The sequence below is a fragment of the Mycobacterium sp. NGS18 genome (assembly GCF_059813185.1).
This window is the reverse complement of record NZ_JCALEC010000005.1, coordinates 232,552-256,510: the sequence shown is the minus strand read 5'-3', so window position 1 is coordinate 256,510 and position 23,959 is coordinate 232,552. Positions and strand designations below refer to the sequence as shown.

General features: G+C 65.2%; 10 protein-coding genes. 1 reads left to right on the top strand and 9 read right to left on the bottom strand.

From position 1 onward, the window contains the following. Nucleotides 1-131 precede the first annotated feature (131 nt). Complete coding sequence (proA, locus tag AC5Y31_RS12450; protein WP_499980648.1) at nucleotides 132-6,068, top strand: anti-phage protein ProA; 5,937 nt, start codon at nucleotides 132-134, stop codon at nucleotides 6,066-6,068. Between the two features lie 185 nt (nucleotides 6,069-6,253). Here the strand turns inward: proA and AC5Y31_RS12445 are convergent, their stop codons facing one another. The 9 genes from AC5Y31_RS12445 to pglX all read right to left on the bottom strand — a co-directional run bounded on the left by AC5Y31_RS12445 (nucleotide 6,254) and on the right by pglX (nucleotide 23,800). Continuing rightward, nucleotides 6,254-6,457 (bottom strand): hypothetical protein, encoded by a 204-nt coding sequence (locus tag AC5Y31_RS12445; RefSeq protein WP_499980646.1) that lies wholly within the window; start codon nucleotides 6,455-6,457, stop codon nucleotides 6,254-6,256. Nucleotides 6,458-6,603: 146 nt separating this feature from the next. Further along, complete coding sequence (locus AC5Y31_RS12440; RefSeq protein WP_499980645.1) at nucleotides 6,604-7,056, bottom strand: hypothetical protein; 453 nt, start codon at nucleotides 7,054-7,056, stop codon at nucleotides 6,604-6,606. Then, entirely contained in the window at nucleotides 7,053-8,414 is a 1,362-nt protein-coding gene (locus tag AC5Y31_RS12435) for an McrC family protein (protein ID WP_499980644.1), read from the bottom strand. Before AC5Y31_RS12435 ends, AC5Y31_RS12440 begins: the two co-directional genes overlap by 4 nt. 2 nt (nucleotides 8,415-8,416) lie before the next feature. Continuing rightward, complete coding sequence (locus AC5Y31_RS12430) at nucleotides 8,417-10,513, bottom strand: McrB family protein (protein WP_499980643.1); 2,097 nt, start codon at nucleotides 10,511-10,513, stop codon at nucleotides 8,417-8,419. Nucleotide 10,514: 1 nt separating this feature from the next. After that, nucleotides 10,515-12,605 carry a DEAD/DEAH box helicase gene (locus AC5Y31_RS12425; protein ID WP_499980642.1) on the bottom strand — a complete coding sequence of 697 codons (2,091 nt, stop codon included), beginning with the start codon at nucleotides 12,603-12,605 and terminating at the stop codon, nucleotides 10,515-10,517. After that, nucleotides 12,605-13,882 (bottom strand): BREX system ATP-binding protein BrxD, encoded by a 1,278-nt coding sequence (gene brxD / locus AC5Y31_RS12420; protein WP_499980640.1) that lies wholly within the window; start codon nucleotides 13,880-13,882, stop codon nucleotides 12,605-12,607. The genes AC5Y31_RS12425 and brxD overlap by 1 nt, the downstream gene beginning before the upstream one ends. Then, nucleotides 13,879-16,542, bottom strand: coding sequence for a BREX-2 system phosphatase PglZ (pglZ, locus tag AC5Y31_RS12415; protein WP_499980639.1), 2,664 nt, complete (start codon nucleotides 16,540-16,542; stop codon nucleotides 13,879-13,881). The genes brxD and pglZ overlap by 4 nt, the downstream gene beginning before the upstream one ends. Further along, nucleotides 16,539-20,222: a DUF6079 family protein gene (locus AC5Y31_RS12410; protein ID WP_499980636.1), complete on the bottom strand. Its 3,684-nt coding sequence runs from the start codon at nucleotides 20,220-20,222 to the stop codon at nucleotides 16,539-16,541. The genes pglZ and AC5Y31_RS12410 overlap by 4 nt, the downstream gene beginning before the upstream one ends. After that, a complete protein-coding gene (gene pglX, locus AC5Y31_RS12405) occupies nucleotides 20,219-23,800 on the bottom strand; it encodes a BREX-2 system adenine-specific DNA-methyltransferase PglX (protein WP_499980634.1) in 3,582 nt (1,193 codons plus the stop codon). Before pglX ends, AC5Y31_RS12410 begins: the two co-directional genes overlap by 4 nt. Nucleotides 23,801-23,959: the final 159 nt, after the last annotated feature.

Genomic DNA, 23,959 nt, shown 5'->3' with positions numbered 1-23,959 from the left:
AAATGCCGGCCGGAACATCTAGGCCGCTGACGCGCATGTAAGGCTGTCGAGCCCCTGTCGGCACCTCCCTCTAAGCTGCTCGGCAATGCGACACCGGCGTCGTCGGTGACGCCTTGCCTTAGGAGCCCGCGGTGACCGATGCCGACCACAGCCCACAGCCGAATCAGGTGCCCTATGGCAGGCACGCCAAGCCGGAGCTAGCCGGCGCTGGACCGCTCGCCGAAGCCCCAGCACCGGTCGCATCGCCCCGCATCGAGATCCACGCGGTCTCCGACCTGAGCTACCCGATGGCGCACTGCCGCATCCCGGTGATCGACCACATCGCCGTCGACAACGCCGGCGACGAACTCCGCGGCGCGGTAATCCACCTCGAAGTCATGAGCGCCGACGGCTCACACGGCGGCCCAAAAGAGATTCACCTGGATCTGGCCGCCCACGCGCCCACCATCCTGCGCGAGGTCGCCCTGCTGCTCGACCCGGCCTCGATGCTCGCCGTCGACGAGCCGCGGCCGGGCACCATCCGCGCCGTGCTGCGCGACGCCCACGGCGCCGTGCGCGCCGAGGCCGAAAAGGACGTCACGATCCTGGCCGGCAACCAATGGAAGGCCCGCCCGCTGCAGCTGGCCCTGGAGATGCTGGCAGCCCACGTCCAACCCAACGCCGCCGCCGTCAACGCACTGATGCTCAAGGTCTCCGACCGGCTGCAGGCGCTCACCGGAAACTCGGCGCTCAACGGGTACCAAAGCGATGACCCGGCCCGGGTTGACGCTATCGCCCAGGCGGTGTTCGAGACCATCCGCGACAGCGACGTGCGCTACGCCGAACCGCCGGCCAGCTGGGGTTTGGAGGGGCAGAAGGTCCGCACACCCGCGGAGGTGCTCGAGGGCCGGCTCGGCACCTGTCTGGACACCACCCTGACGATGGCCGCCGTGCTGGAGCAGGCCGGGATCAACTCGACGATCTGGGTGGTCCATGGGCATGCGTTCCTCGGCTATTGGCGAATGGACTCCGCACTGCCCACTGTGTCGACCACCGAGGCCATCGACGTGGTGAACCTAGTCGACCTGGATCAGATCAGACTCGTGGAAACCACCATGCTCACCGGTGGGGCGCAAGCCGCCGACTTCAGCGCCGCGACCGCCACCCCGCGAGCCAAGCACCTGTCTGCGGATCTGTCGAACATCCTCGGCATCACCGACATTCGCCAGGCCCGCGCCGCCCGGATCTACCCGCTGCCCAGCCACGCCACCGACCGGGACGGCAACATCACCGTCACCGAATACCAGCCGGGCGTCGGCCCGACGATCGCCCCGTACGTGCGCCCCGAGACGGTCCAACAGACGCCGCAAGCGGCCGTGCCGGAACGGGTGCGGCAGTGGAAGAACGCGCTGCTGGACTTGAGCCTGCGTAACCGGCTGATCAACTACACCGAGCGGGCCGGCTTCGCGCTGGCGATACCCGGCCCGGCGCTGGCCCGCTTCGAAGACGACATCAACGCCGGCGCCCGCATCAAGCTGCTCGCCTCCGACGAAGTCAGCCAGGTCGATGCGGCGCGAGGCATCCGCTACGGCCGTGAGCTGCCCGAGGATGAGCGCACGCTGCTGCTGGCCGACAAACACAGCGCCTACCTCGACGTCACCGCCGCGGCCTACAAATCCCGGCTACGCAACCTGGCCTACAAAGCCAAGACCATCACGCAGGAGACCGGCGCCAACAATCTCTACCTGGCGTTCGGGATGCTCAACTGGCGCTTCGGTGATCGCGAGTTGCGCTCCCCGGTGGTGCTGGTCCCGGTGAACCTGTCCACCACCAACCGCGGTGACCGCTACGTGCTGTCCATCGACGAGGCCGGCGTGTCCACCCCGAACTACTGCCTGATCGAAAAGCTGCGGGTCAGTTTCGGTTTGGAGATCCCCGAGCTGGCCAACCCCGCCGAGGACGCCTCCGGCATCGACCTGGCCGGCACGTTCGACGCCGTACGTCGGGCGATCAACACCGCCGGCCTGCCGTTCCGCGTCGAGCAAAGCGCGCAGTTGGCGATCCTGCAGTTCGCGAAATTCCCGCTCTGGAAGGACCTCGACGAATCGTGGGCGGCGCTGGCCGACAACAGTCTGGTCCGCCACCTGATCGACACCCCGCTGGCCGCCTACACCGACCCGGTGCCGGCACCTGATGGTGTCGACCTGAACGAACTGCGGCCCCACATGCCGGTGCCGGCGGACTCCTCGCAGCTGCAGGCGATCGCCGAAGCGGTCACCGGACGCACCTTCGTGCTGGAAGGCCCGCCGGGAACGGGCAAATCGCAGACCATCACCAACCTGCTGGCCCACGCCATGGCCTCCGGACGCAAGGTGCTGTTCGTCGCGGAGAAGAAGGCCGCCCTCGACGTGGTCAAAAAGCGGCTGGACGCCGTCGGGCTGGGTGAGCTGTCGCTGAACCTGCACGACAAATCCGCTCGCCCGGCCGCGGTGCGCGAACAGATCAAGACCGCACTGGAACTGCGGGTCACCGCCGACAGCGAACGGCTGCGCACCAACCAACAGATCGCCGCGGCGGCGCGCACCACGTTGGCCCGCTACGCCGAGCGGCTGCACGCCGAAAACGCCGCCGGGCTGTCGGCCTACACCGCGCGCTCCAAAGAGCTCGCCGCCGACCAGGACGTCGCCGCCCTGGAGGTGCCGCGCGAACTGGTCGCCGCGGCGAGCCCGGCGACGATGACGCAGATCGGGGAGTTGCTGCGGGCGCTGCCGGCGGTGGCCGAACTGGCCCGACCCGGCGCCGATCACCCGTGGGGATTCCTGGATGCCGTCCCGGCTGATACCGCCGGAACTTACCGGGCCGCAGTCGAATTCGATGCTGCACTGGCCGCGTTGCTTGCGGACGGGCAGCCTCACGGGGTGGGGCTGGCGCAGCTCGACCGGGCCGGTGCGCCGGCCGCGCTGTCGGAGTGGGCACGGCTGGCGGGCGCGCCGCGGTATCCGCTGGCCGGTATCGACGCCTTGAACACGCCCGCTTGGGCTGCCGAACTGGTCGCGCTGGGGCAGTTGGTGGCCGGGTTGTCGGCGCAGCGCCCGGGCTGGCTGGACACCGCCGGCCCGCAGGCGATGGACCTGGGCATGCCGGCGATCCACGCCGCCGCGCTGGCCGCCGATGAGTCGGGGTTCTTCGGGCGCAAGAAACGCCGCCGCGCGGTGCTGGCGCAACTGGCCGACGTGCTGGTCGTCGACGAGGCGAGCATCGACCTCAAGGGTCTGTCGACCGGTACTGCGGCGATGGCCGAAACCCACGCGCTGGTCAGCGATCTGCGCCGGCGGGTGTCCCGGCTGCCGGTCACCCTGCTCGACGGCGACTGGAACCCGCTGATTCCCGAGACCGCCGCGCAGCTGCGGGTCGGCCTGGACTGGCTGGTCTGGTTGGCGGCGGCTCTGAGCGCCGCCGGCCCGCACGTCGCCGACCTGCGCGACTTCTACACAAGCACCCCCGTCGGGGCGCTGGCCGAGCCGCTGGATCGGCTCGGGACCGCCTGGAGCGGGCTCGGCCAGGCCACCGGGGTGACGCTGGATGCCCAGCGGGATTGGGCCGACGGTGCGTTCTTCGATCGCTGGTGGGCCGGCCGCAGTGCGCGACGGCTGAACAACGCTGCGGCACTGGAGAGTTGGGTAGGTCTGTTAGGCCATGTGGAGCCGCTGCGGGCGGCCGGCATGACCGCGGCACGGACGGCGATCCTGACCGGGCGGGTACTACCCGAGGACACCGCGCGAGGCTTCGAGCGCGGGGTAGCGGCCGTGTCGGTCACCGAACGCCTGGATGCCAATGCGCTGGCCGGCTTTGACGTGGCCGCTCACGGCAAGACCATCCAGCGGTTCACCGATGCCACCCGCGCCATCCGCGAGGAGTTGCCGCGGGCCATTCCGGCCGCGCTGCTGGGCGAGCGCCGGTTCGACGCGTTCTCGGCGAGCGGGCAAGTCGGCGGGCTGCGCAAGCAACTCGAGCGCAAACGCGGCGGCATGAGCATCCGGGCGCTGCTGGACAACTTCGGTGAGCTGATCACCGCGATCATGCCGTGCACCCTGATGAGCCCGGATTCGGTGGCCCGGTTCTTCCCGGCCAAGCCCGGGCTGTTCGACATCGTGGTGTTCGACGAGGCTTCCCAGGTGCGGGTGGCCGACGCGGTCGGCGCGATGGGCCGATCCAGGTCGGTGGTGGTGGTCGGCGACAGCAAGCAGATGCCGCCGACCAGCTTCGCCGAAGTCGGCGCCGCCGACGACGAGGACGATTATGCGCCCGACAACGTGGTCGACGAGGAGTCGATTCTCACCGAATGCGTGCAATCCCAGGTGCCGCGGCAATGGCTGTCCTGGCATTACCGCAGCCAAGACGAGGCGCTGATCGTGTTCTCCAACCAGCACTACTACGAAGGCCGGCTGGCCTCCTTCCCGGCGCCGCAAGCCGGTGGCTCCGGGCACGGGGTGTCGCTGGTGCGGGTCGACGGGACCTTCGAGCGCTCCGGCAAGGGAAAAACGCTGCGCACCAACGCCGTCGAGGCGCAGCGGATCGTCGCTGATATCCGAGCGCGGTTTGCGGCGTCGCCTTCTGTGGCGCCGTCGCTGGGGGTGATCACGTTCAACGCCCAGCAGCGCGACTTCATCGAGAACCTGCTGCGCGACGCCGGTGACGACCGGCTGGTGGCCGCGCTCGACGAGCCCGACGGGCTGTTCGTGAAGAACCTGGAGAACGTCCAGGGCGACGAGCGCGACACCATCTTGTTCTCGGTGGCGTTCAGCGCCAACGACAAAGGTGTGGTGCCGCTGAACTTCGGGCCGCTGTCCCGGCCGGGCGGGGAGCGGCGGTTGAATGTCGCGATCACCCGGGCCCGCCGGGAAGTGGTGCTGTACGCCAGCTTCGACCCGGCGGCGCTGCGCGCCGAGGAGACCAGCCAGGTCGGCACGAAGCATTTGAAGGCTTACCTGGAGATGGCCGCCCGCGGGGTCGATGCGTTGAGCGGGGGTGGCCGGCGCCAACCGGTGTTCGACTACCACCGCGACGATATTGCTGCCGCCTTGCGGTCTTCCGGCTTGCCGGTGGTCGCCGACGTCGGGTTATCGGAGTTTCGGGTCGACCTGGTGATCTCCGATCCTTCCGCGCCCGATGTGCCGCTGGTGGCGGTGCTGCTGGATGGGCCGAGCTGGTATTCACGTAGGACGGTGGCCGACCGCGATGGCTTGCCGGTCGATGTGTTGAGCGGACTGCTGGGCTGGCCGGCGGTGGAGCGGGTGTGGCTGCCGGAATGGTTGCAGGACTGGGGTGCGACCGTGGCGAGGTTGCGGCGGGCGGTGAACGAGGCGCGGGAACGCAAGGCGGCGCCGGTTGAGGTAGTCCCGGAGCCAGTCGCCCCGGTGGTTTCGGTGCCCGAGCCGGTGGTGGAGGAGCCACGGGAGTTGGCGCCGCTGCGCTCGGCGCCTGTTTCGTTTGTTGCGCCGGCACCCAGGCGGCACCCGATGCTGCAGACCTTCGCCGAATGGGAGTCCTCGCCGGCCGGCGATGTCAGCGTGCTGGACGACATTGCGATGCAGCACGCAAAGCAGAAGGCGCGCACCGTCATTGAAGCGGTGATCGCGGCCGAGGGGCCGATCCACCCCGACCGGCTCGCCAAGCTGGTCGCCGGGGCGTTCGGGCTGAACCGGGTCGCGGAGAGCCGCCGCAAGGCTATCCGCCAACTGGTGCCCTCGCACTATCGGCGACGCGCGGACCGGGAGGGCTTCTACTGGCCCGTCGATGTCGACCCGGAGATCTGGCGGGTGGTGCGCTGCCCGGCCGACGGTGTTGTGCGCCCGCTCGACGAAGTGAGTCTGATCGAGATCGGCAACGCCCTGCTGGTGGTCGCCGGGCAGACCGGGGGGATCGAGGCCGAGGAGTTGAAGCGCGAAGCGCTGGGGCTGTTCGGTGGTAAGCGGATGACGGCGGGGATTGAGGGAAGGCTGGGGGAGGCGTTGGAGAGGGCGGTGGAGACGGGGGTGTTGGTGGAGTCTGGCGCCGGCCTGATCAGAAAGCCGGAGCCGCTGGCGTGACCGATGGCCGACGTCCAACCGGATGATCCGTTACACTGGGTGAAGCCTGTTGCGTTGAGCTTCAGGAAGTGAGCCCGGTAGCCGTCCGGACGGTCGGTGAGCCGGGCTTCGCGCTGTGCAAGGGTCAGATCACGATCACCGGGACTTGCGTCACGACCAGTTGAATGCGGTTGCGCCACAGCCGATCACGCGCCCAGCACCACGCAATCGCGTCGGGGGATAGCCAGCAGCAGTTCATGCTCCGCTCGGCGGTACTCGTAGCGCAGAGTATCGCGGCATCCGACATCGTGGGTGATCTCGACCAGTCGCTGTCGATCCCATCTCAACAGGGAATCGTCCTGTTCGAGGATGAGCAGTTCGCGGCCGGCGGCCGCGACGTCGGTGACCATGGCACGAAGACAAGACTCCCGTGCGCGGAGTTCGCGACGGCCGGGCTGCGCAACCTGAGGTGCCGCCGTTTTCGTTCAGGTAGGAGGTACTTCGAACTCCGAGGTGGGGCAGCCCGCACTTGTTCATGGACCCAGTCCGTCGTGGCTTACCCGAGTTCCTGCTTCGCGATCCGCTCCAGGACATTAGGTAGGTATGGGTATACCTGGTTGGCGTCTGCCAGCCAGTGCTGCGTGTGCTCCGTTCGCCAAAACGGGCGTGCCTCCTCGTACCAGGGTGTTTGAGTACGTCGGACCAAGTCGACAAATCCGTCGAAGTCGCCGACCTGGACGGGGGCCTTGCCCTTAATTGGACCGAGGCTGAGCAGGGACAACGCATAGGCCAAACCGTCGGCGCCCAAGAAGCTCGAAAGTTCGGTGCTCTGCCGGAAGCCGGCAGCTGCGGTCGGATCGCAGCTGCGCCCTTCCATGCTCTTGTGGACGATTCGGAAATCATGCCCGCGGTCGTCATCATCCACACGCCAGATGACCAGCGCCTTGCCGGGATCGATGATGTCGCTACCGCACGCGTCACAGATCCAAGCAGAAAGGGGTGTGGTCATGTAGCCTCCTCATTTACCAATTCGGTTGTGGCCTCTGGGCATTGCGTCGGTACGCTAGCGCGCGTGAGGTCGGTCAGTCGCTCGACCATAAAGAGTACAGTCGAGTGCGCTGATTCGTAGCCGTCCTCTTTCAGTGCGTCGAGGATTCTCGGGACATCAATCCCAAACGCGCAAATCCGGGCACCTGTCGCCCCTGCTGCCGCCTTGACCCTCAGCGCCGGCCCGGTGGTGTTCGTCATTGAGGCGTAGATCAGTCCGGCCTGCCTCGGGTATTCACCACTGCCGATTGCGTATGCGTACGTGAACAGTTGATAGATGTCGGCGGTTCCGAGTTTCTTGGCGTCGTAGAGCTTGTACTTGATGTCGACAGGAGTTCTATCGCCGGATTCGGTGTCGATGACAACCAAGTCCGGGCGGACCTCACTGTAGGTGTCGCCGGTCGCCTCATCGATGATGACGGACCCGAAGCTGGACTGAGCGGCGACGTGGAGGCGACTGCCGTAAAGAGAGTTGGCGACCAGGCGGGTAACGAAGCGTTCGAAAAGTGTGTTCATGTTCAGCATGAATGCCGTGACGCGTTGAGAGCTGGGACTGGCCAGGTCGTTAAGGGCGAGGCCGCTCAGTACCAGGCCGGCAAGTTGGTGAGCAGGCCGGTAGCGCTCGTTACGGCGGCCGTAGTGGATCCGCTGGAAATACCAGTCCGGGTCGCGGGTGGGCGGCTCGCAGATGTCGGCGAGCTGAGCGGCCAAGTTGCGGGCGTCGGTACGAAGCCCGTAGTTCTGAACACACGCCGCAGCGGCAGTGAGCGCAGCGGCCAGCAGCTGGTTTTCCGGAATGTCGCCGTCGTACTCGTCGAAGTGGCATTCGAGCCGGTGGAAACTGCCGTAGCGGCGGAGCAACTGATCGCGCATCCGCAGTCGGCCTCGCATGACGGTCAGGGTGTCGTCGATCGGACGGTAGTCGCGGATGAGTCCATCGCGGATCAGGGACCTGGTCGCATGAACCAGTGCCATCACAATGAGTTCGAACAAGTCATTGCCGTCGGCCGGCAGCTGTTGGTCACGCGGCAGGTGCGTGAGCAAACTGACGCCGTCTGCGTATTCGATCATCTGCAGGACGCGCAGTGCCCCGCCAGCCAGCTTGGGTACGACGCGAATCTTTAGCTCCGAGAACCGCACGACACCAACCCAGGACGATGCCGTGATTTCAACTCGGTTGCTGGCGAGCCACCGTACATCGAGCCGCGCCGGGGCGTCGCCGTGGGCCGACAGTCTTTCGGCTAGTCGCTCGTCGTCCGTAGTTGGCTGAGCCCGAGCACTTTTTGTTTCGTACTCGCCGAGCTCGATTGTCTCGATCATGATCAGGCTGAGGCGCTGCTACCGAATTTGTTGGCCAGTTCGGCGCACAACCCATCCGGGTCGATGTCGGCTGCCCGCTCGGCCTTGGTATCGATCACCGAACCGAGCATGTCGCCCAGCGCGTGGTAATCGTTGTACAGGTACTCCTGCAGTAACGGCAGCAGCTCGTAGCGGAACACTGCCGCGAAGGCCTCGGGCGTTTCGATGATCTTGCCGTCCTGATAGAACAGCGCATGGCCGATCTGCTTGTCACGGCCAAATCTGTCCCGCACCAGGTCATTGAGCCCATCCAGGAACGCGCCAAGATCGAGGCCGCCCACGAGCTGACCTTCGAGTTTTTCACTCTCGGGCAGCAGTTCGATGAACTGAAACCGTCGACGGAGCGCGGTGTCCAGCAAGTGGATGCTGCGGTCCGCGGTGTTCATGGTGCCGATGATGTGTACATTCTCGGGCACGGAAAACGGGTCACCGCTTTGTGGCAGCTGAACGGTGAGACCTCGCTTGTCCTTCTCGATGAGCGTGATCAACTCTCCGAAAATCTTCGGGATGTTGCCGCGGTTGATCTCGTCAATCAAGACCACGTAGGTGTGGGTCGGATCGTTGTGAGCGGTAGCGCAGACCCGCTTGAAAATCCCGTCGGTCAATTCCAATTGCATGGTGCCGCTGTCGGATTCACGTGGCCGGAAGCCTTCGAGGAAGTCCTCGTAGGTATATGACGGGTGGAAGGTCACACGTGTCAGCCTGGCGGCCTTTTCTGTATCGGCGGGAGGTCTACTCAACGCTCTGTCACGGGCCGATAGTGCGTCGTCGTCGGCAAGGAGGGCGTTGGCGTCTTGGCTTCCGCTGCCGCCGTCAAGCAGCCATACCGCGGCACGCTTGGCCATGTAGGTTTTTCCGGTACCGGGCGGGCCGCAAAGAATGACCTGCCCACGTCGTTTCAAGGAATTCTCCAAGTCGACATAGCTCTGGTCAGCCGCACTAGGTTTCCCGGTCGGCGCCGTCCCGAACAACTGGCGGAAGACGGCCGCTGACACCTTCGACACGGTTGTGGTAGCCCACGCCTTGACCGGCTCGATCTGCCTGGCCTTCGAGGTATCCCAGTCGACACCGACCGTGTGTTTGTACTCATTCCGCTCGTCGTCCCACACATAGCCAACGTCGTTGACCCTGCCCACTGCCAGCACTTCGCCGGTACCGCGGTTGGCGATGATGGTGTCGCCGTCTTGCAGCTCGCGAAGAGTCCAGAGTTCGTTGGCTTTGCGGCTAACCGCAGACTCAGAGCCTTTGTAGGGGTGGAGTTTTCGGAACACTTCCCGGAACGCATCTTTGGTGTCATACTGGGTCAGATCCCCGACATCGTCCCAACCCACGCAGATGTAGCCGTTGTTGACGCAGTCCTGCCAGTACTTCGCCAACTCACCGGGGGCGATCTTCACGATGCGCTGTGACGGACGTGGGTTGGCCCAGTGGTAGAGGAAGAAGCCGAGTTCTTGGCTTGATAGTCCGGAAAGCTCTGGGACGGCATGGAGTTCGTGGAGAAGTTGCTGGTTGGCCCGCACTGTGGTCGAGGCCAACTTCTGCTCACCGAGTGATCGCAGAAAATGGTCGATATCATCTTTGCTGGACACTGGCAGCAGATCATTGGGGAAATACATGTAGAGCAACTTGGTGCGCAGTGCAGGGGCACTGAGGAGTGCGGTGACATCGTCCGCACTGTCGAAGTTCCCGTCTGATGCGGCGGTAAGCATCTCAGAAAAGCCGCTTCGGATGGCCGCCCACGCCTGATCTGCCGATGCGTAATCCTTGGGGAACGACCATGACCCGTCTTTTGCCTTGAAAATAAGGTGCTTGTGGGCCGAGCCGCCTTTGATGCTGCCGATCGGTGTGGTCTTGTATTCCATCCAGTAGGAGACGTTGTCCTGGCTGCCCTGCCCGAGCGCGTAGTCCTTTAGCGCGAGGTTTGACCATCCGTCGAGTGGAAAGCGCTCCACGAACTGAGCGCGGAGTTGCTCGGCTTCGGTTACCCGAGTCGCGACGGCATCGCGGTCCCAGGAGTTCAGCGCCGTGATGATGCTTTCGCGTGCGGCGGGTTCGACCATGTCAGCCTGCTCCTCTGGTTATCGACAGTTTGTCTGCTGCTGTGCTCCGCGCATGCGGTTCGTCACCCAGCCGGGAGCCCAGCGTGTGCGCGGCAAGATCCCTCGGCAATGCCGACGAAAACTTCAGCCCGCGCAGCGCATTCACATCCACGTCCGGATCTTGCCACTGGACACTGACAAGAGCGTCCGAGAACTCCGAGACGGTAACCCCGGGAAGCAGTCGAATCGACTTCTCATCGAGGCGCTGCCGGAGATCAACCACGCCACGCAATGACGCCTGCAACGTTCGGTTAGCGGCAGTACCAGCCCAGGTCCACCAACGTCCAGCCGAGTCATCAGGCATACGGACGATCAACCGATCCGATGCAACATTGTCGCCGTAGCTCGCACGAAGCGCGGACAGCACGCCGCGAGCACGGTCGGTAAACACGACGCCAGCGGGGTCCGCACCTAACACCACCTCGCGCATCCCCCGGGTGATGTCGTAGGACAACCCACCGCTGGCACCAGACCATTTGGCGCGGCCGCCGCCATCGGCAGCTTCGACAAAGCACCGGCGCCGCTCCCAGTCCACGTGGGTCACTTGCCAGGACCGCCCACCCAGCAGCAGCACCCGCGGCCCCTCTACCTTGTCGGTGAGCAACTCAGTGCCGATGGTGCCTACCTCGATGCGGCCGGCCAACACCAGAAACTCTGGCGGCGCAGTGAACACCGCGGTCAGATCGGAGAAGTAACGTCGCCCAAACTGCCGCTCGGCTTCCGGCCCGATCTGCAGGAACGGGCCATCCTGATCGAAATAGCCTTCGGCAACCAAAAATTCGACGATCTGCGGAGCGCAATCATCGAACACCGGCAGATCACCCCACCACTGCAACCATTCATCGGCGCCAACCCGGTGCTGTTGTAGGCAAAGCGCCAGCAACTGCTGTGCAGCGATGTGCCGTGGATGTGGCGGGGGCTCAATCGGTTCCACCCAGCCGGAAGCCCACCGATGCAGCATCCCGGCGGTAAGCAACACCTGCTCGTCATCGACGCACAAGAACAGGCAGTTACGAGAGGACCCGGCACGCCGACCGGTGCGGCCCAGCCGCTGCAAGAACGACGCCACGGTGCGTGGTGAGCCGATCTGAATGACCCGATCTAGGTCGCCGACGTCCACGCCGAGTTCCAGGGTGGAGGTGGCGACGATGACGGTGTCACGGGCTTCGGCGAAGGCAGCCTCGGAGCGGCGCCGCTCGGCCGCCGACAACGAGGAGTGCGACAGGTAGGTTTCGATGCCGCGTTCCCGCAGCCCGGCGCCGAGTTCTTCGGCTTGACGGCGGCTATCGACGAAGACCAACCGTTTCTCACCGTGGTGCAGTGCGGCGATTACGGTGGCGGCGTTGTCGATAGAACCGACGTAGTCCACGGTGATCTCGGGGGCAGCCGGCGCAGCTACGGTAGGTGCAACCACCTGATGAGACCTGTCCCGGAAGCTGCCCTGCAACCATGCCAACAACTCATCTGGGTTGCCGACGGTCGCCGACAACCCAATCCGCTGCAACCTGTGACCTGCGATCCTCGACAGCCGCTCCAACACCGCGAGCAGATGCCAACCTCGGTCATCCCCGGCGAAGGCGTGGATTTCATCGACCACCACCGCCCGCAACCCGTCAAAGAGAATTCTTGGATCGACCTTGGTCGACACCAGCATCGACTCCAGCGACTCCGGTGTGGTCAGCAGAATGTCGGGCCGTTCGGTCAAGATGCGCTGCCGCTGCGGCTGGCTGACGTCACCGTGCCAGACCGACGCCGCGCGACCTAACCACTGGGCGTAGCCGTGCAGTCGCGGCTGCAGGTTGTTCAGCAGTGCCCGCAGCGGGCAGACGTAGAGCACGGAGACGCCCTGCCAGTCCTCGTCGGCCATCCGAGTGAGCAAGGGGAACGCCGCTGCCTCGGTCTTGCCGCCAGCGGTCGGGGCGAGCACTAGGGTGTCTCGTCCAGCCAGGATCGGTTCGACGGCCGCGGCCTGGGTGGGGCGAAGCCCGTTCCATCGCAGCGTGTTCGCCAGGTGGTACTGCACGCCCGGATGTAGTGCGTCGAATGCGTCCATCACAGATCGAGCGGCACGTCACCGGCGGTCAGCTCCGCGCGTTCGGCAGCGGAGAGCTCGGTGGGGGAGATGGTCACCTCATAGTCGGTGTAGGGGTCGAAGTCGGGGAACTGGTCGACCTTGTCGAGCACGTCGACCAGTTTCCGCAGAAACAGTCGCGGTGCGATCCCAACCTTGCCGCCCAGCTCACCGGCGACTGCTGCGGCGAACCGTCCCAGGAACGCATCGTCGGCGACTGCTCGAACCCGATCCGGGTCAGCCAAGCCCGAGACATACAAGTCCCGCACCCGGCCACCCAGCTCGACCAGCCGGGCCTGATCGAAGCCGGTCAGCCGCAACTGCGGTGCCCGCGGATTGTCGAAACGCGGATCTTTGCTGAACTCGGTGTGCAGCCGGTCGGCTAACGGCGGTAGCAGCGAAATGCCCTGGCGGCCTTCGAAGAACGCCGGTGTGCCGGTTATCAACAGATACAGCCCAGGAAAATGCCCGTCATGCACCTCATCGATCAACTGTCGCAGCGCATTCAAGGCCTTAGCGCGGGCATCGCTGCGAACGCGCTGCAGCGTTTCCACCTCGTCAAGCACGAGCAGTAGCCCCGGGTTGCCGGCGTCAGCCAGGATCGCCAGCAGTCCACGCAGGAAACCCATCGCCAGGTAGTGGTCGAGATCGCCCTTGATCCCGGCCCGGCGTTTGACCGCGGCGGCGACATGCGGCTGCCCGCCCAGCCACGCCACCAGGGCGTCGGCGCCGTCGTGATCGCCGTCCGCTACGAAGCGTCGGTAGGCACGGATCGCTAACGGAAACACCGGTGCCTGAGTGGCGACATCGGCGAGCCGACGCTCCAGCAGTGCGTCGACATCCGGACCCTGCTCGGCGGCGTCGTGGTCGATAGTGAACAGCCAGGCATCGAGGATCGGGCGCAGCGCGCTGGGCTGGATCGAGGCGGTGCGCAGCGATTCGGTGCTGCGGCGGTAGACCGTTTCGAGTTTGTGTAGTGGGGTGTCGATTTCGTTGATCTGTACCTCGGCGACTGCGAAGCCCTTCTTCATTGCCCGGTCAGCCAACCAGCGCGCGAAAAATGTTTTACCCGACCCGTATTCGCCACGCACCGCTTTGAATACTGCGCCGCCGGCGGCCACCACGTCGAGTTCGCTGTCCATCTCGGCTTCGAACCGGCCCAGCCCGACGGCCAGCTGATCGAGCCCGTTGGATGGGACGGTACCGCGGCGAAGCGCATCGAGGATCTCGCGGCGGCGCCGCGCGGACACCGCGGTCACTCACTCACCCCGAACTGTTCCTTGAGCGCCGCGAGGTCCAGCTTGACCACACCATCGCGGGATGTCAGCACCTCGTAGCCCTCTACGTCGAGAACCCGCTTCACTTGCAGCAGCGCCCCATTGACGCTTCCGGCGGGAACCGCAAGGGCGGTGGCCGCCTGCGCTGCGGTGAGTTCGTGAGCACCCAGCAGCGTCGACAGCAGTGACTTGATTTGGGCATCGGTGACCACGATGCGGCCGGCCAGCTTGCGTTGGGATGCGAATACGCGGCTGGCGATGACCCGATCCGGCAGCGTGCTCGCCGGCTCGTCCGGGGCAGTGTCGAACAGGCTGAGCTCGGGCTCCCGCACCGTGGTGACGACAGCCGGGGGTAGCGCTGTGCCGGCATGCCACCACGGTGGTTCGCCGCCCACGACGGGATTGGCCCAGTCCGGAACCCGGCCCGCAACCAGCACCACAACGGGAACCAGTGCTTCAGCGGGAGTGCCGCCGCCGTGGTAACCCGCGTTGCGGGTCCCGTAGCGCAGGGATTCATCGACGGCGAGCACCACGCGGTGGTCTTTGGTGAGCACGCGCGGACCTTCGACGATGACCTCCCAATCGGGGTCGATTGCGTTGAAGTCGGCGTGGGCGCGTTGCCCGTAGGTGTTGTCGCGGGGGGCTTTGGCGCTGGTGCTGTATTCGATGATGTGACCGTGATCGGAGGTGATGATTACCGCACGGCCCGCGTTTTTGGCTGCGTCGAGCACAGCCCGCAGATGCGTGATGGTCTTCAGGGTCCAGTCTGTGCCACCAGGATCGGTGTGGTGCAAGGTGTCGTCAACGTAGTTGAGCACCACCGCGACTAGCGGTTGGCGTTCGGTATCGGCGATGGCGTTACGCACATCGGTGGCCAGTGACGCGCCGGCTGGGATCGCGTCGAGGGCCGCCTTGTGGAAAATCGGATCGGGCACACCGCCGGTGGCTTGCAGGCCTGCGTTCTTGATCAGCGTCAGGAACCCGGATCGCTCGACATTGTCGGCACCTTCGCGAAGTTCGCCGCAGAGCAGTGAACAACGGCTGCGCTGGGTCAGCGTGGGTAACACCGCCAGCGCGAAAGACCGACGGGCATCGGCCGCAGTCGAAACCTCGATCCACCCGTCATGGGCCGCGGCCGCCACCAGATCATTGGTCGCCGCCAACGACAGGGCGTCGACGACGATCAGCAGGCTCGGTGCGTGTTTGGCAATGGGCACCACTCGCTCCGGCAGTACCGCTTCAACGACTGCTACCGGCGGGGTAGGCGCATCGGCCATTGCGGCAGCGAAGGTGCGGTCATCTTGGGCGCGTCGAGCCAACGCGGCGTCGATCACCGCGCGAAGCGCGGCGGCCACGACCGGACTGGTCGCGCCCCGGCGCGCCTTGACCAGTGCTGTGTCGACCCAGGAGCCCGAGCGCACATAGCCGTCGGCCGCGGCGGCCAAACCATTAACCGGAGGGTTGGCGGTGGCCAGCCAGCGTGCCAACCGCACGGCGCCCTCGCACGCCTCGACCGTGGCAGGCCGCTCGGGTCGCCGGGCCAGGAAGTGCTGCTGCACTTCGCTCCAGCGGTCTTCGATGAGTCGCAGCGCGGCCGCCGAAACCAGTGCGGCATCGAGGCGCTCCGGCAGGGGAGTGGGTATCGCAGCAGTCAACGCATCGGCGAGGGCATCGAGGCGAGCGTGCATACCCTGCGACAGGAGATCTGAAGAAGCCGCAGCATCGGCGATGTCGAGACTGGTGACGATGTCAGCTGCCGCATCCAACACGGCCTGCTGCTGTGAGGAGTTCAACGAGCTGGTGACCAGCCCGCGGGCGCTGGAATGCCAGGCCTTCAGATCGTCGCGACTGAGGTCCCCTAGGTCAAAGCGTTCCAGGAACCGGCCCAGTCCCAAGGAATTGGCGGTGTTAGTGCCAAACAGTCCCGCGACGACACCGAGCGGAACCAAATCACCAACCCGATTGGCCGCCAATAATGCGGTCAACGGCGCGGCCAGTCGCCCGGCCCGACTCGCGAGCCACCGATAAACCGCCGAAACGAGATCGGAGCCGCCGGATTCTGCCAAGCGGGCCAAGCCGTCGAGCGCCTGCTGTGAACGGCTCCATTCCAAAATGGCCAGGGTGTCGATTTCGACCGCGTTGTCTTTGACAATCTCCAACACCGTGCGTGAGAGCACCGACATGACGTGATCCAACGTCAGCACCCCACCCGGTGCTGGGGGAGCGTCGACACCCGATAACACCGACAGCAGTCCGTTGGCGACCGACCGGTCGTTGGCCGACCGATACAGTGCGGGCTCGATAGTGGTGGCAAATAAATTGCTGCGCAACGCATCCCACGGGTCTGGAGTGATAAGTCGGCCATCAAGCAGATGCGCCAACACGGTGTCGCCGAGGTCGTCATCGTCGACGCTGGTGAGCACTACCGTCCACTCATCCGGGTTGCGGGCGGCGATCGCCTCCCACAGTGACAGCACCGATGGGCAGGCGACCACGCGCACCGGGGTGCCCTCGAACTCGAAGCCGTCCCGATCCCACGTCGGCTGGGCCCGCAGGCCAAGCACCCCGTGGCGATACTGCTTGCGCGAGGCCTTCTTCAGCCGAGCCCGAATGATCGGCTCGGTGGCAACTAGCGCGCTCACTCCACCCGCCAATGGACGTGAATCTGCTGGCCCGGTTCGATCACCAAGTCAGACAGTGCTTGTTCCAGGGCGGATAGGTCGGTCGCAGCCCGTAGGACGACATCGCCTGATGCACCCGGCGGAGGTGGTGGTGGAGGTGGTGGCGGCGGTGGGGGAGTCGGCTCGTCATCGACCAGCCACGACACCAGCTTGTTCTCCCCGGAAGCTAGCCCATCACTCAAACTGCGACCCGGGATCGCGACAGCGTCCTGCAACGCTTTCCAGATCGCCCGCGCGGCATCCCCAGCCTCACCCGCACGTTCGGTGCCGACTTTGAGTTTCTGCAGCAGCGGCCACTTGAAATTACGCAGTGCCCGGGTATCAGCGGCAGCGTCATTGCGGATCTGCCCGGCGGTCTCTGCCGCGGCCGGCAGCACCAGATCAGCCATCGCGTTGATGACCGCGACATTGCCGGTAGTGGCATATAGCGTCTGGACGAAGGTGTGCAGGGCGCGAGCCACCGCCAGTCGATCGTTGTCGCCGGAAGCAATATCCAGCCGCTGGTGGGCGGCATCGAGCTCCGAGATCAGATGTCCCAGATCACTGATGCTCGCATTGGCCACGGTCCGTACCTGGGTGGCGAATTCAGCGACGTTGGCACCGGTCAGATAGGTGCGGGCGATGGTGTAGCCGAACAGCTTGGCGGCGTTGGGCCGGGCAGCATCCCAGGCTTGCTGCTCGGGCAGTTCCTCGGCGCGCAGTTCGATGTTCGGTCGCAGCCGCCCCAACGCCGGTGCGGCGGCGGCGGTTCCGGCTTCAAACCAAGCCCTTTTCCGCAGCAGTGCCCATGCGCTGATGACCAGGTCGCGGGCCTCCGGACGCAGACCCCATGACGGAGTCAGCGCCTCGATGTGGCTTTGCAGCGCCCCGACGGTCACCGGATCGGCCGCCGCGGCGGCACGATCGAGTTCGCCGGCCCAGTAGGCGAACGAGTCTTCACCGAACAGATAGTGGTCCTCGGTGGCCTTGCCGACCCGCAGCGGACCGGTGGTGCGACGCACCACTTTGCGGTCGGCGGGACTGGTGGGCACCCGGCCATCCCGGTGGGTGCTGGCCTGTTCGACGTAATCACGCAACGTCTCGAAGTTTCGAGCAGTCACCTCATCCGCGGCCGGCTCAAATTGCGGATGAGCCGGATAGATCGCCGAGAACGCCTGATCGATCATCTTGAGGAAAGCATCTTCCAGGCTGGCTGCCGGCGGCAGCGCCGGATCGAAATCGCGGCTCAGCGACGTCAGCACGTCGAACTGCATCGAATCGGCGGTGATGAGCTTCGGATCGGCCGGTTCGATCCCGTAGGCCTGCTTCAACAGATTCCGGAAGCTGGTCATGGTCCCGCTGCGCTGGTTCTCCAGAATCCCGCGGGCCTGCGCCCGGTCGGTGGCAGACAGGTGATCGGAGTTATCCGTCCACCGATCGCCGCTACCGGAGAACAGCCAGTCCAGCTTCACCAACAGGGCCAATTCCTCGATAGCGGTGTCGGTGAAAAAATGTGGCAACCACACCACGGTGTGTCGATCCCCGCTGGTCAACAGTCGGTCGAGCCGGTTGACGTCATCGGCGCTGGTGTACCCGGCCTCGTCGAATGGGTAGTCGACCACCACCCGCCACGTGCCGGGCCGGGCATCGAATGACTGCTCGGGCAGCGATGCCGGATCGCGGACGTTGCCGAACACCACGTCGACCTCGCGGCGCGATCCCCGCCAGATGACGGTGCGGGTCACCGCTCCGGTGAGATCGTCGCGGCCGTCGGTCACCCCGAGTGCCTCGTGGACCAGTCTGCGCAGCAGCACTCTTCGCTTGCCGGCGTTGTCCTCGCCGCGCACCCGGTCCAGGATCGACCGGTAGTCGACGTCGGCCAGCTGCACCCGAATTGCCGGGTTTGCGCCGTCGGAGACACTGATCTCCGGCACAGCCTTGGACCATTCCCGCACCGCCCCGAGCACGACGCGTGCCTCACCGCCGGCCACCATCGCCTTGATCGAGCCGTGGTTGAGCGCGGCCAGCCGGGGCGCGGTGATGTCGCGCAGCGCCGGCACATTGGGGGCGATCGCCGACAGCAGCAGGGTTTTGGCGACCCGTTGCTGGCCGCGGAAGCCTGCCGGCACCGAAGTTGGGTCGGTGGCCAGTTGGTCGCGGCTGACCGAATGCTTCTCCAGCAGCGACGGCAGCAGTCGGTTACGGTACAACTCGTCGGCGGCTTTGAACATCGCACCGGCGTGCGGATCGATGGGTTCGCCACCTTCGACGATGTAGTCGAATGCGTCCCCGACCGGGATCAGATCATCGACGGTGAGCGTGTCGCGGCGATCCACCAGAATCCGCTGCATCACCTTCAGGGCGGTGCGTTCCCGCTGCATCACCGACGACAGGTTGCGCAGCGTGGACACCAGCACCGGGGAGAACGGGTAGGTCAGCTTGAATTCGGCCTCGGATGCGCCGCGATGCTGCTCGTCGGCGTTAAGGCTGTCGCGCAGCACATCCCACACCTCGGGTCGGCGCGTCAGATCAGCGAACGCCTGATCCAGAATCGCCTGGGCGGCCGCATCCTTGGGCTTGAGCAGCCGCGCGTGGGCGACCTGCGCGAGGTTGTTGTCACCCAGCGCGATCTCGGCAAACCGGCCCTGCTGGTATTGAAATGCCCGATCCAGCGCGTCCTGCTCGGCACCGGAGGCGCCGGCATCGGCAAACCACTTCCGCAGATCCATCTGCCGGGACACAAACGACAGCAACGGAATTGCGCGCTGCCGGCCGGTAGATTCGACGAGTTTGGTGATCTTCTGCGATTCGCGGGCGAAAAACTCGGTGTCGCGCATCGAAAACGCCAGCCACAGCACCAGCTCGTCGAGGAACAGCACCACCGCGTCGTAGCCGAGCTCCTTGGCGTGCTCGGAGATCACCACCAGCCCGCGATCCAAGTCGATGTAGTCGGCGGTCTCGGTGAACGACGTGAAGTAGCTGCCGACGAGTGCGGAAACCAGTTCGCGCCGCTCGGCATCTTCGGGCGGCGCGCTGTGTGCGGCCTGATAGCGGGGCAAATCCCAGCCGCCGCCCAGCAGCTCACCCCACCCGCCGCCACCGCCACCGGAGCCGCCGCCGAGGCCGGCGAAAAACTCGCCGTCGCCCATGCGGGTACGCAAGTTCTCCGCGTCATCGAGTAATGCGTCGGAGACGTGTACGGCGGGCAGCGGTGCATCGTGGTGCAGCCGTTTGATTTGTGCGACATAGCCGCTCAAGATCGCCTGCTCTAGGCTTTTCGCCCCCAGCAAGTGATAGGTGAGCCGCAGGATGTTCTTTCCTGCCAGCTGCCCGTCGTAGCGGCCGGTTAGCTCCTGAAACTTCGGCTCCCGCACGGCAGGATGGTTACCGAGCAGCGCGTAGAGCACGGCCATGAAGTGGCTTTTACCGGAGCCGAACGACCCGGTCAGATACGCCGCCCGCGACGTGTTCCGGTTCAGCGCATCGGCAACCAGGTCGATGGCGGTCTCGAAGTTTTTGGTCAGCGAGTCGGTGAGCACATACTCGTCGACGGTGGCGCGGATGTGGGCGTCATCGTCGGTGGAGTCGGTGAGCCGCAGCACGTAGTCGTCGGCGCCGACCCGCTCGGGGATGTCGATGACATCACGCAGCAGGGTGCTCATGTGGTTTTCCTTCGTCCGCGGCGAGCCGGTTCGGGTCGCCAGCCGGTCAGGTCCGTGACGGTCAGGTGCAGTTCGGACAGCCGTGCGGTGAGCTCATCGGTGACCGCGTCGGCGACGGATTCGCCGTAGTCCGGGTCGATTTCGCCGTGCCACTGCCGTACCCACGGCAGCAACTCGTTCAGCCCGGCCAGCAGCGGCACCAGTTTCGGCGTGTCCCACCCTTCGTCGATGCGCATGCTGATCACCCCGGCTAGTGCCAGGGATTGTTGGGCGTGATCCCATCCGGCCCAGCCCAGCAGCTCGGTGGCATCGGAGTCCCGCCCAGCGGCGGGGTAGCAGATGAAGCGTTCCTTGGGCACGTCGAGCTTGCCCCGATGCGACCAGTACGAGGTCTTGACGAAGTCGGCCGGCTTGTATTTCGGGGGGACCGGGATGGGTTTGTCGAGTTTTTCGCCGGCGTCCTCGCGGCGCTGCAGTGCCCAGGTGTCCTCCCAGGCTGCGCGCTTGTCTAGGCCGGATGGTTTGTAGCGGTAGGCAGCCAGAAACGGGACCGCCTCATCGGCCAGCAGTTTTGCCAGGGCCTTACCGGTGGCGATGTTGTGGTCATTGCCCCACAGCCGCAGCGTTTTCCGGAAATCCTCGTCTCGATCCAGAATGTCGGCCAGCTGGGCTACCGACTGAACCTGGGGGCGGCCGTCCCGGTCAAACCACAGTGCCCGATCTTCGATGCTGTCCAGCAGCCAGCCGCGCAGCGCGGACTCGACCTGCTTTTCCCAGGGTTCGGTCGCCCAGCGCCGCTTGTACTCGGGGCGTTCCAGTAGCCGGATGTGCGGATTGTCTTCGATCAGGTCCAGGCGGCGCTGCAGCAGGTCGTGGTAGGCGGCGGGAAGGTGGTCGGGGATTTCGGTCAGCGGTGTTGATGATTGCAGTGGGTGGACGAACCAAGTGGACTCTGCACCATCCTGCATGCGACGCGCCAGAGCGATTTCGAAAGCGCGTTCACCGAGCGCGATTTCGGGAAGGTCGCCGGCGTAGGTGAGGTCCTGGTCGATCAGGCCGTAGCTGCGGTAATACTCCCAGTCGAGCTCCTCCTGGTGGGCGATCATCAAACCGCGTAGGCGTGCGGATTCGCTGCGTGCGGCGTCCAGGGATGCGGCGGTGGGCACCTCGCGCTGTGCGACTTCGGCCGGCGATTCCTGTTGCAGGTCGTGAGCCAGGTCGTCGAGCATCTGGCCGTGTTTGATAGGGGTCGTCGCAGACAGCGGGAAGTCTTTCAGGGTTGTGCCGGTGAACTCGTAGCTCTCACGCCACGGTTCGCCGCGTGCGGCGTATCCGGCTTCGACGCGCGCACCGCCGCCCTCACCCTTGTTGTGGCTGTTCTGTTTGAGCCAGAAGCAGGCCACCGATGAGTTCAACACCCCCAGCAGCCGCAGATGATCCTCCACCGACGCCCCCGCCGGCAGCTTGATCACCGGGGCCGACTGCTTGAAGACCTTCCCTCCGCGATCCAACACGAAGTGGTTGTGCGTTGCGACGAACGCGAAGGTGATGGAGAGGGAGGAGGCGCCCTCGTCTACTGGCAGTTGGTGCCACTCGTACCAAGGGCGTCCATCACTGAAATACGTCCCTTTTGAAAAAGTGGCCCGATTGCCAAGCTCAGTTCGCGTTGACCAGAGTTCCGTTGCCGCTGCCGGGAAACGGTCGAGCGGCAACAGGCTGTGGCTGTCGTCGTAAGGGAAGAACGTCGCGTAGCCGGGATGAATTCGGAAGTCACGAATGTCCTCGCCCTGAACGAGTTGTCGGAAGCCCGAGTCGAGTTTCCCTTCCGTGTGCAGTACGCGAAATGGTGCTATAAATGCATCGTCAGCCCCCATGATGCCGAATACGCCGATGCGAAATGCCCCGTCGTCCAGTGTCGTAGTGCCGACGGCGTTAATGTGTTGAAGCAATTCAACTGCACCGCCACCGCTGAGGCTCCAGGGGTGGTTACGGAATCCGGAACGTGGCAGATCCGCAACACTGATGTAAGCATCTTCGTAGCCGGGCTGATTTGTGTGCTGGGTAATGCTCAACCACACCAGTCCCTTAGCCGGGTCGTCGGGCCTTCCGGGTTCACCCCGAATGCCCAAGAACGCGCGGATGGCTTCCGTCGATGGGCTTTGGTGGCGTCCAATGATGATGACGGTCGGGGTGCCATGCCCCGGGATGTAAGCGCCCGAGGTGTCGATGACCACACGGAGATCGACCGTCGGCAAGAATTTTTCGATCAGTTTTGATCCAAATTCGCGTTTCATGAACGAGTTAGAAGTGATCTGACCAACCCACCCAGCAGGCCGCTCCTGCCCAGCGGGATGAGCAAGCCGGAAGAACAACTCCATGAACGGCACCGTCAGCGCGTACTTGCGATGGCAGGTACTGTACAGCTGCCGATAGGTCGCGTTCAGTGCAGCGTCTTTGACCGTGATGTAAGGCGGGTTCCCGATTACCACATCGTGTTCACGGCGCAGAATCGCGGTCAGCGCAGCGGCGTCTTCGGTGCTGTCCGCCTGCACCTTATGACCGAGCGCAAGCATGTCGTCGTCAAGCACCTGGCTGGCGGCCCCCCACAACAAACTGTCCCCGGCGGCCAGGTGCGGCTGGTAGCCGATCTTCTGCTCGATACTGGTGTCCCCCGCGGCGTGCAGCGCGGCGACCAGCAGCCGGAACCGGGCGATCGCTACCGCGAACGGGTTGATGTCCACCCCGTACACCCCATCGAGAGCCTTGGCCACCAACTCGCGGGCGCCGATCCCGGGCGCGTGGCGCTGCCAACGCTCATGTAGCCGGTGAAACGCTCCGAGTAGGAAGTGTCCCGATCCGCAGGTGGGATCGATGACGGTGAAGTCGTCCAGCGGCCGATCGGCAAGCGCTGGTTCCATGGTTTGATCGAGGATGAATTCCTCGACGAATTCCGGGGTTTGCAGCAGCGCATAGGTTTTCTTCGCGTACTCGGACAGGTTCTGATACGCATCACCCAGGAATCGGGTGTCTACCCCGGCGAACCCGTACAGCGGTGCCCCGTCGTCGTCTTGCTGCCACCAGAACTCCAGCAGCGCCCGTGCGGCATCGCCGGAGGGTGTCACCAGGTGCAGCGGAGAGTACTTATCGACTAGCCCAGCCGTTGCGGCGAATTTCCCGAAGTGCTCGATGATCTGGTGCAGCCATTCTCGATCGGTGTGCTCGGGATGATCCTGGAAGTAGGCGCGGCGGGTGTCGAGGGCCTGGGCGTGTTCGTCGGCGTTGGCACCGGAGATCCAACGCCGGGAAACCAGGGCGTTGTCTTCGCAATAGCGGGCGAACACCGTCAACAACACCCAGGCCACCGCAGCCTGGGTGATGCGGTCATCCCGCCACGCCTGCCAGGATGCGGCGCTGCGCTCAGCGGCCACCGCCGCGTCGTAGTCAGTGCGCCACGCATCAAACACCCCGGCCTGTTTGCCGTCGTGATCGGCACCGTCGACCCGGGCACGCAAATCAGCCTCCAGATCGAGCACCTGTCGGCGCAGCGCACCCACCAGATCCGAAGCTGCCCAACCCATCAGCGTGCACCTTCCAGCCCGGCAGCAGGTAGCAGGCCCTCAGGCGGCGACCACACCGTGACCGGCCTGGCCTGGGTGGCGATGCGCGGAAGCCGGCACGCAGCGTGCAGGGGCCGGCGTTGGTGGGGGAACGGTGCGACTGTGGTTCTGCCCCAGGGG

Coding starts and splice junctions, on each gene's coding strand:
- pglX (WP_499980634.1), bottom strand. CDS start 23,800: ATGGGTTGGGCAGCTTCGGATCTGGTGGGTGCGCTGCGCCGACAGGTG.
- AC5Y31_RS12430 (WP_499980643.1), bottom strand. CDS start 10,513: ATGGTCGAACCCGCCGCACGCGAAAGCATCATCACGGCGCTGAACTCC.
- AC5Y31_RS12425 (WP_499980642.1), bottom strand. CDS start 12,605: ATGGACGCATTCGACGCACTACATCCGGGCGTGCAGTACCACCTGGCG.
- AC5Y31_RS12410 (WP_499980636.1), bottom strand. CDS start 20,222: ATGAGCACCCTGCTGCGTGATGTCATCGACATCCCCGAGCGGGTCGGC.
- AC5Y31_RS12435 (WP_499980644.1), bottom strand. CDS start 8,414: ATGATCGAGACAATCGAGCTCGGCGAGTACGAAACAAAAAGTGCTCGG.
- AC5Y31_RS12440 (WP_499980645.1), bottom strand. CDS start 7,056: ATGACCACACCCCTTTCTGCTTGGATCTGTGACGCGTGCGGTAGCGAC.
- AC5Y31_RS12445 (WP_499980646.1), bottom strand. CDS start 6,457: ATGGTCACCGACGTCGCGGCCGCCGGCCGCGAACTGCTCATCCTCGAA.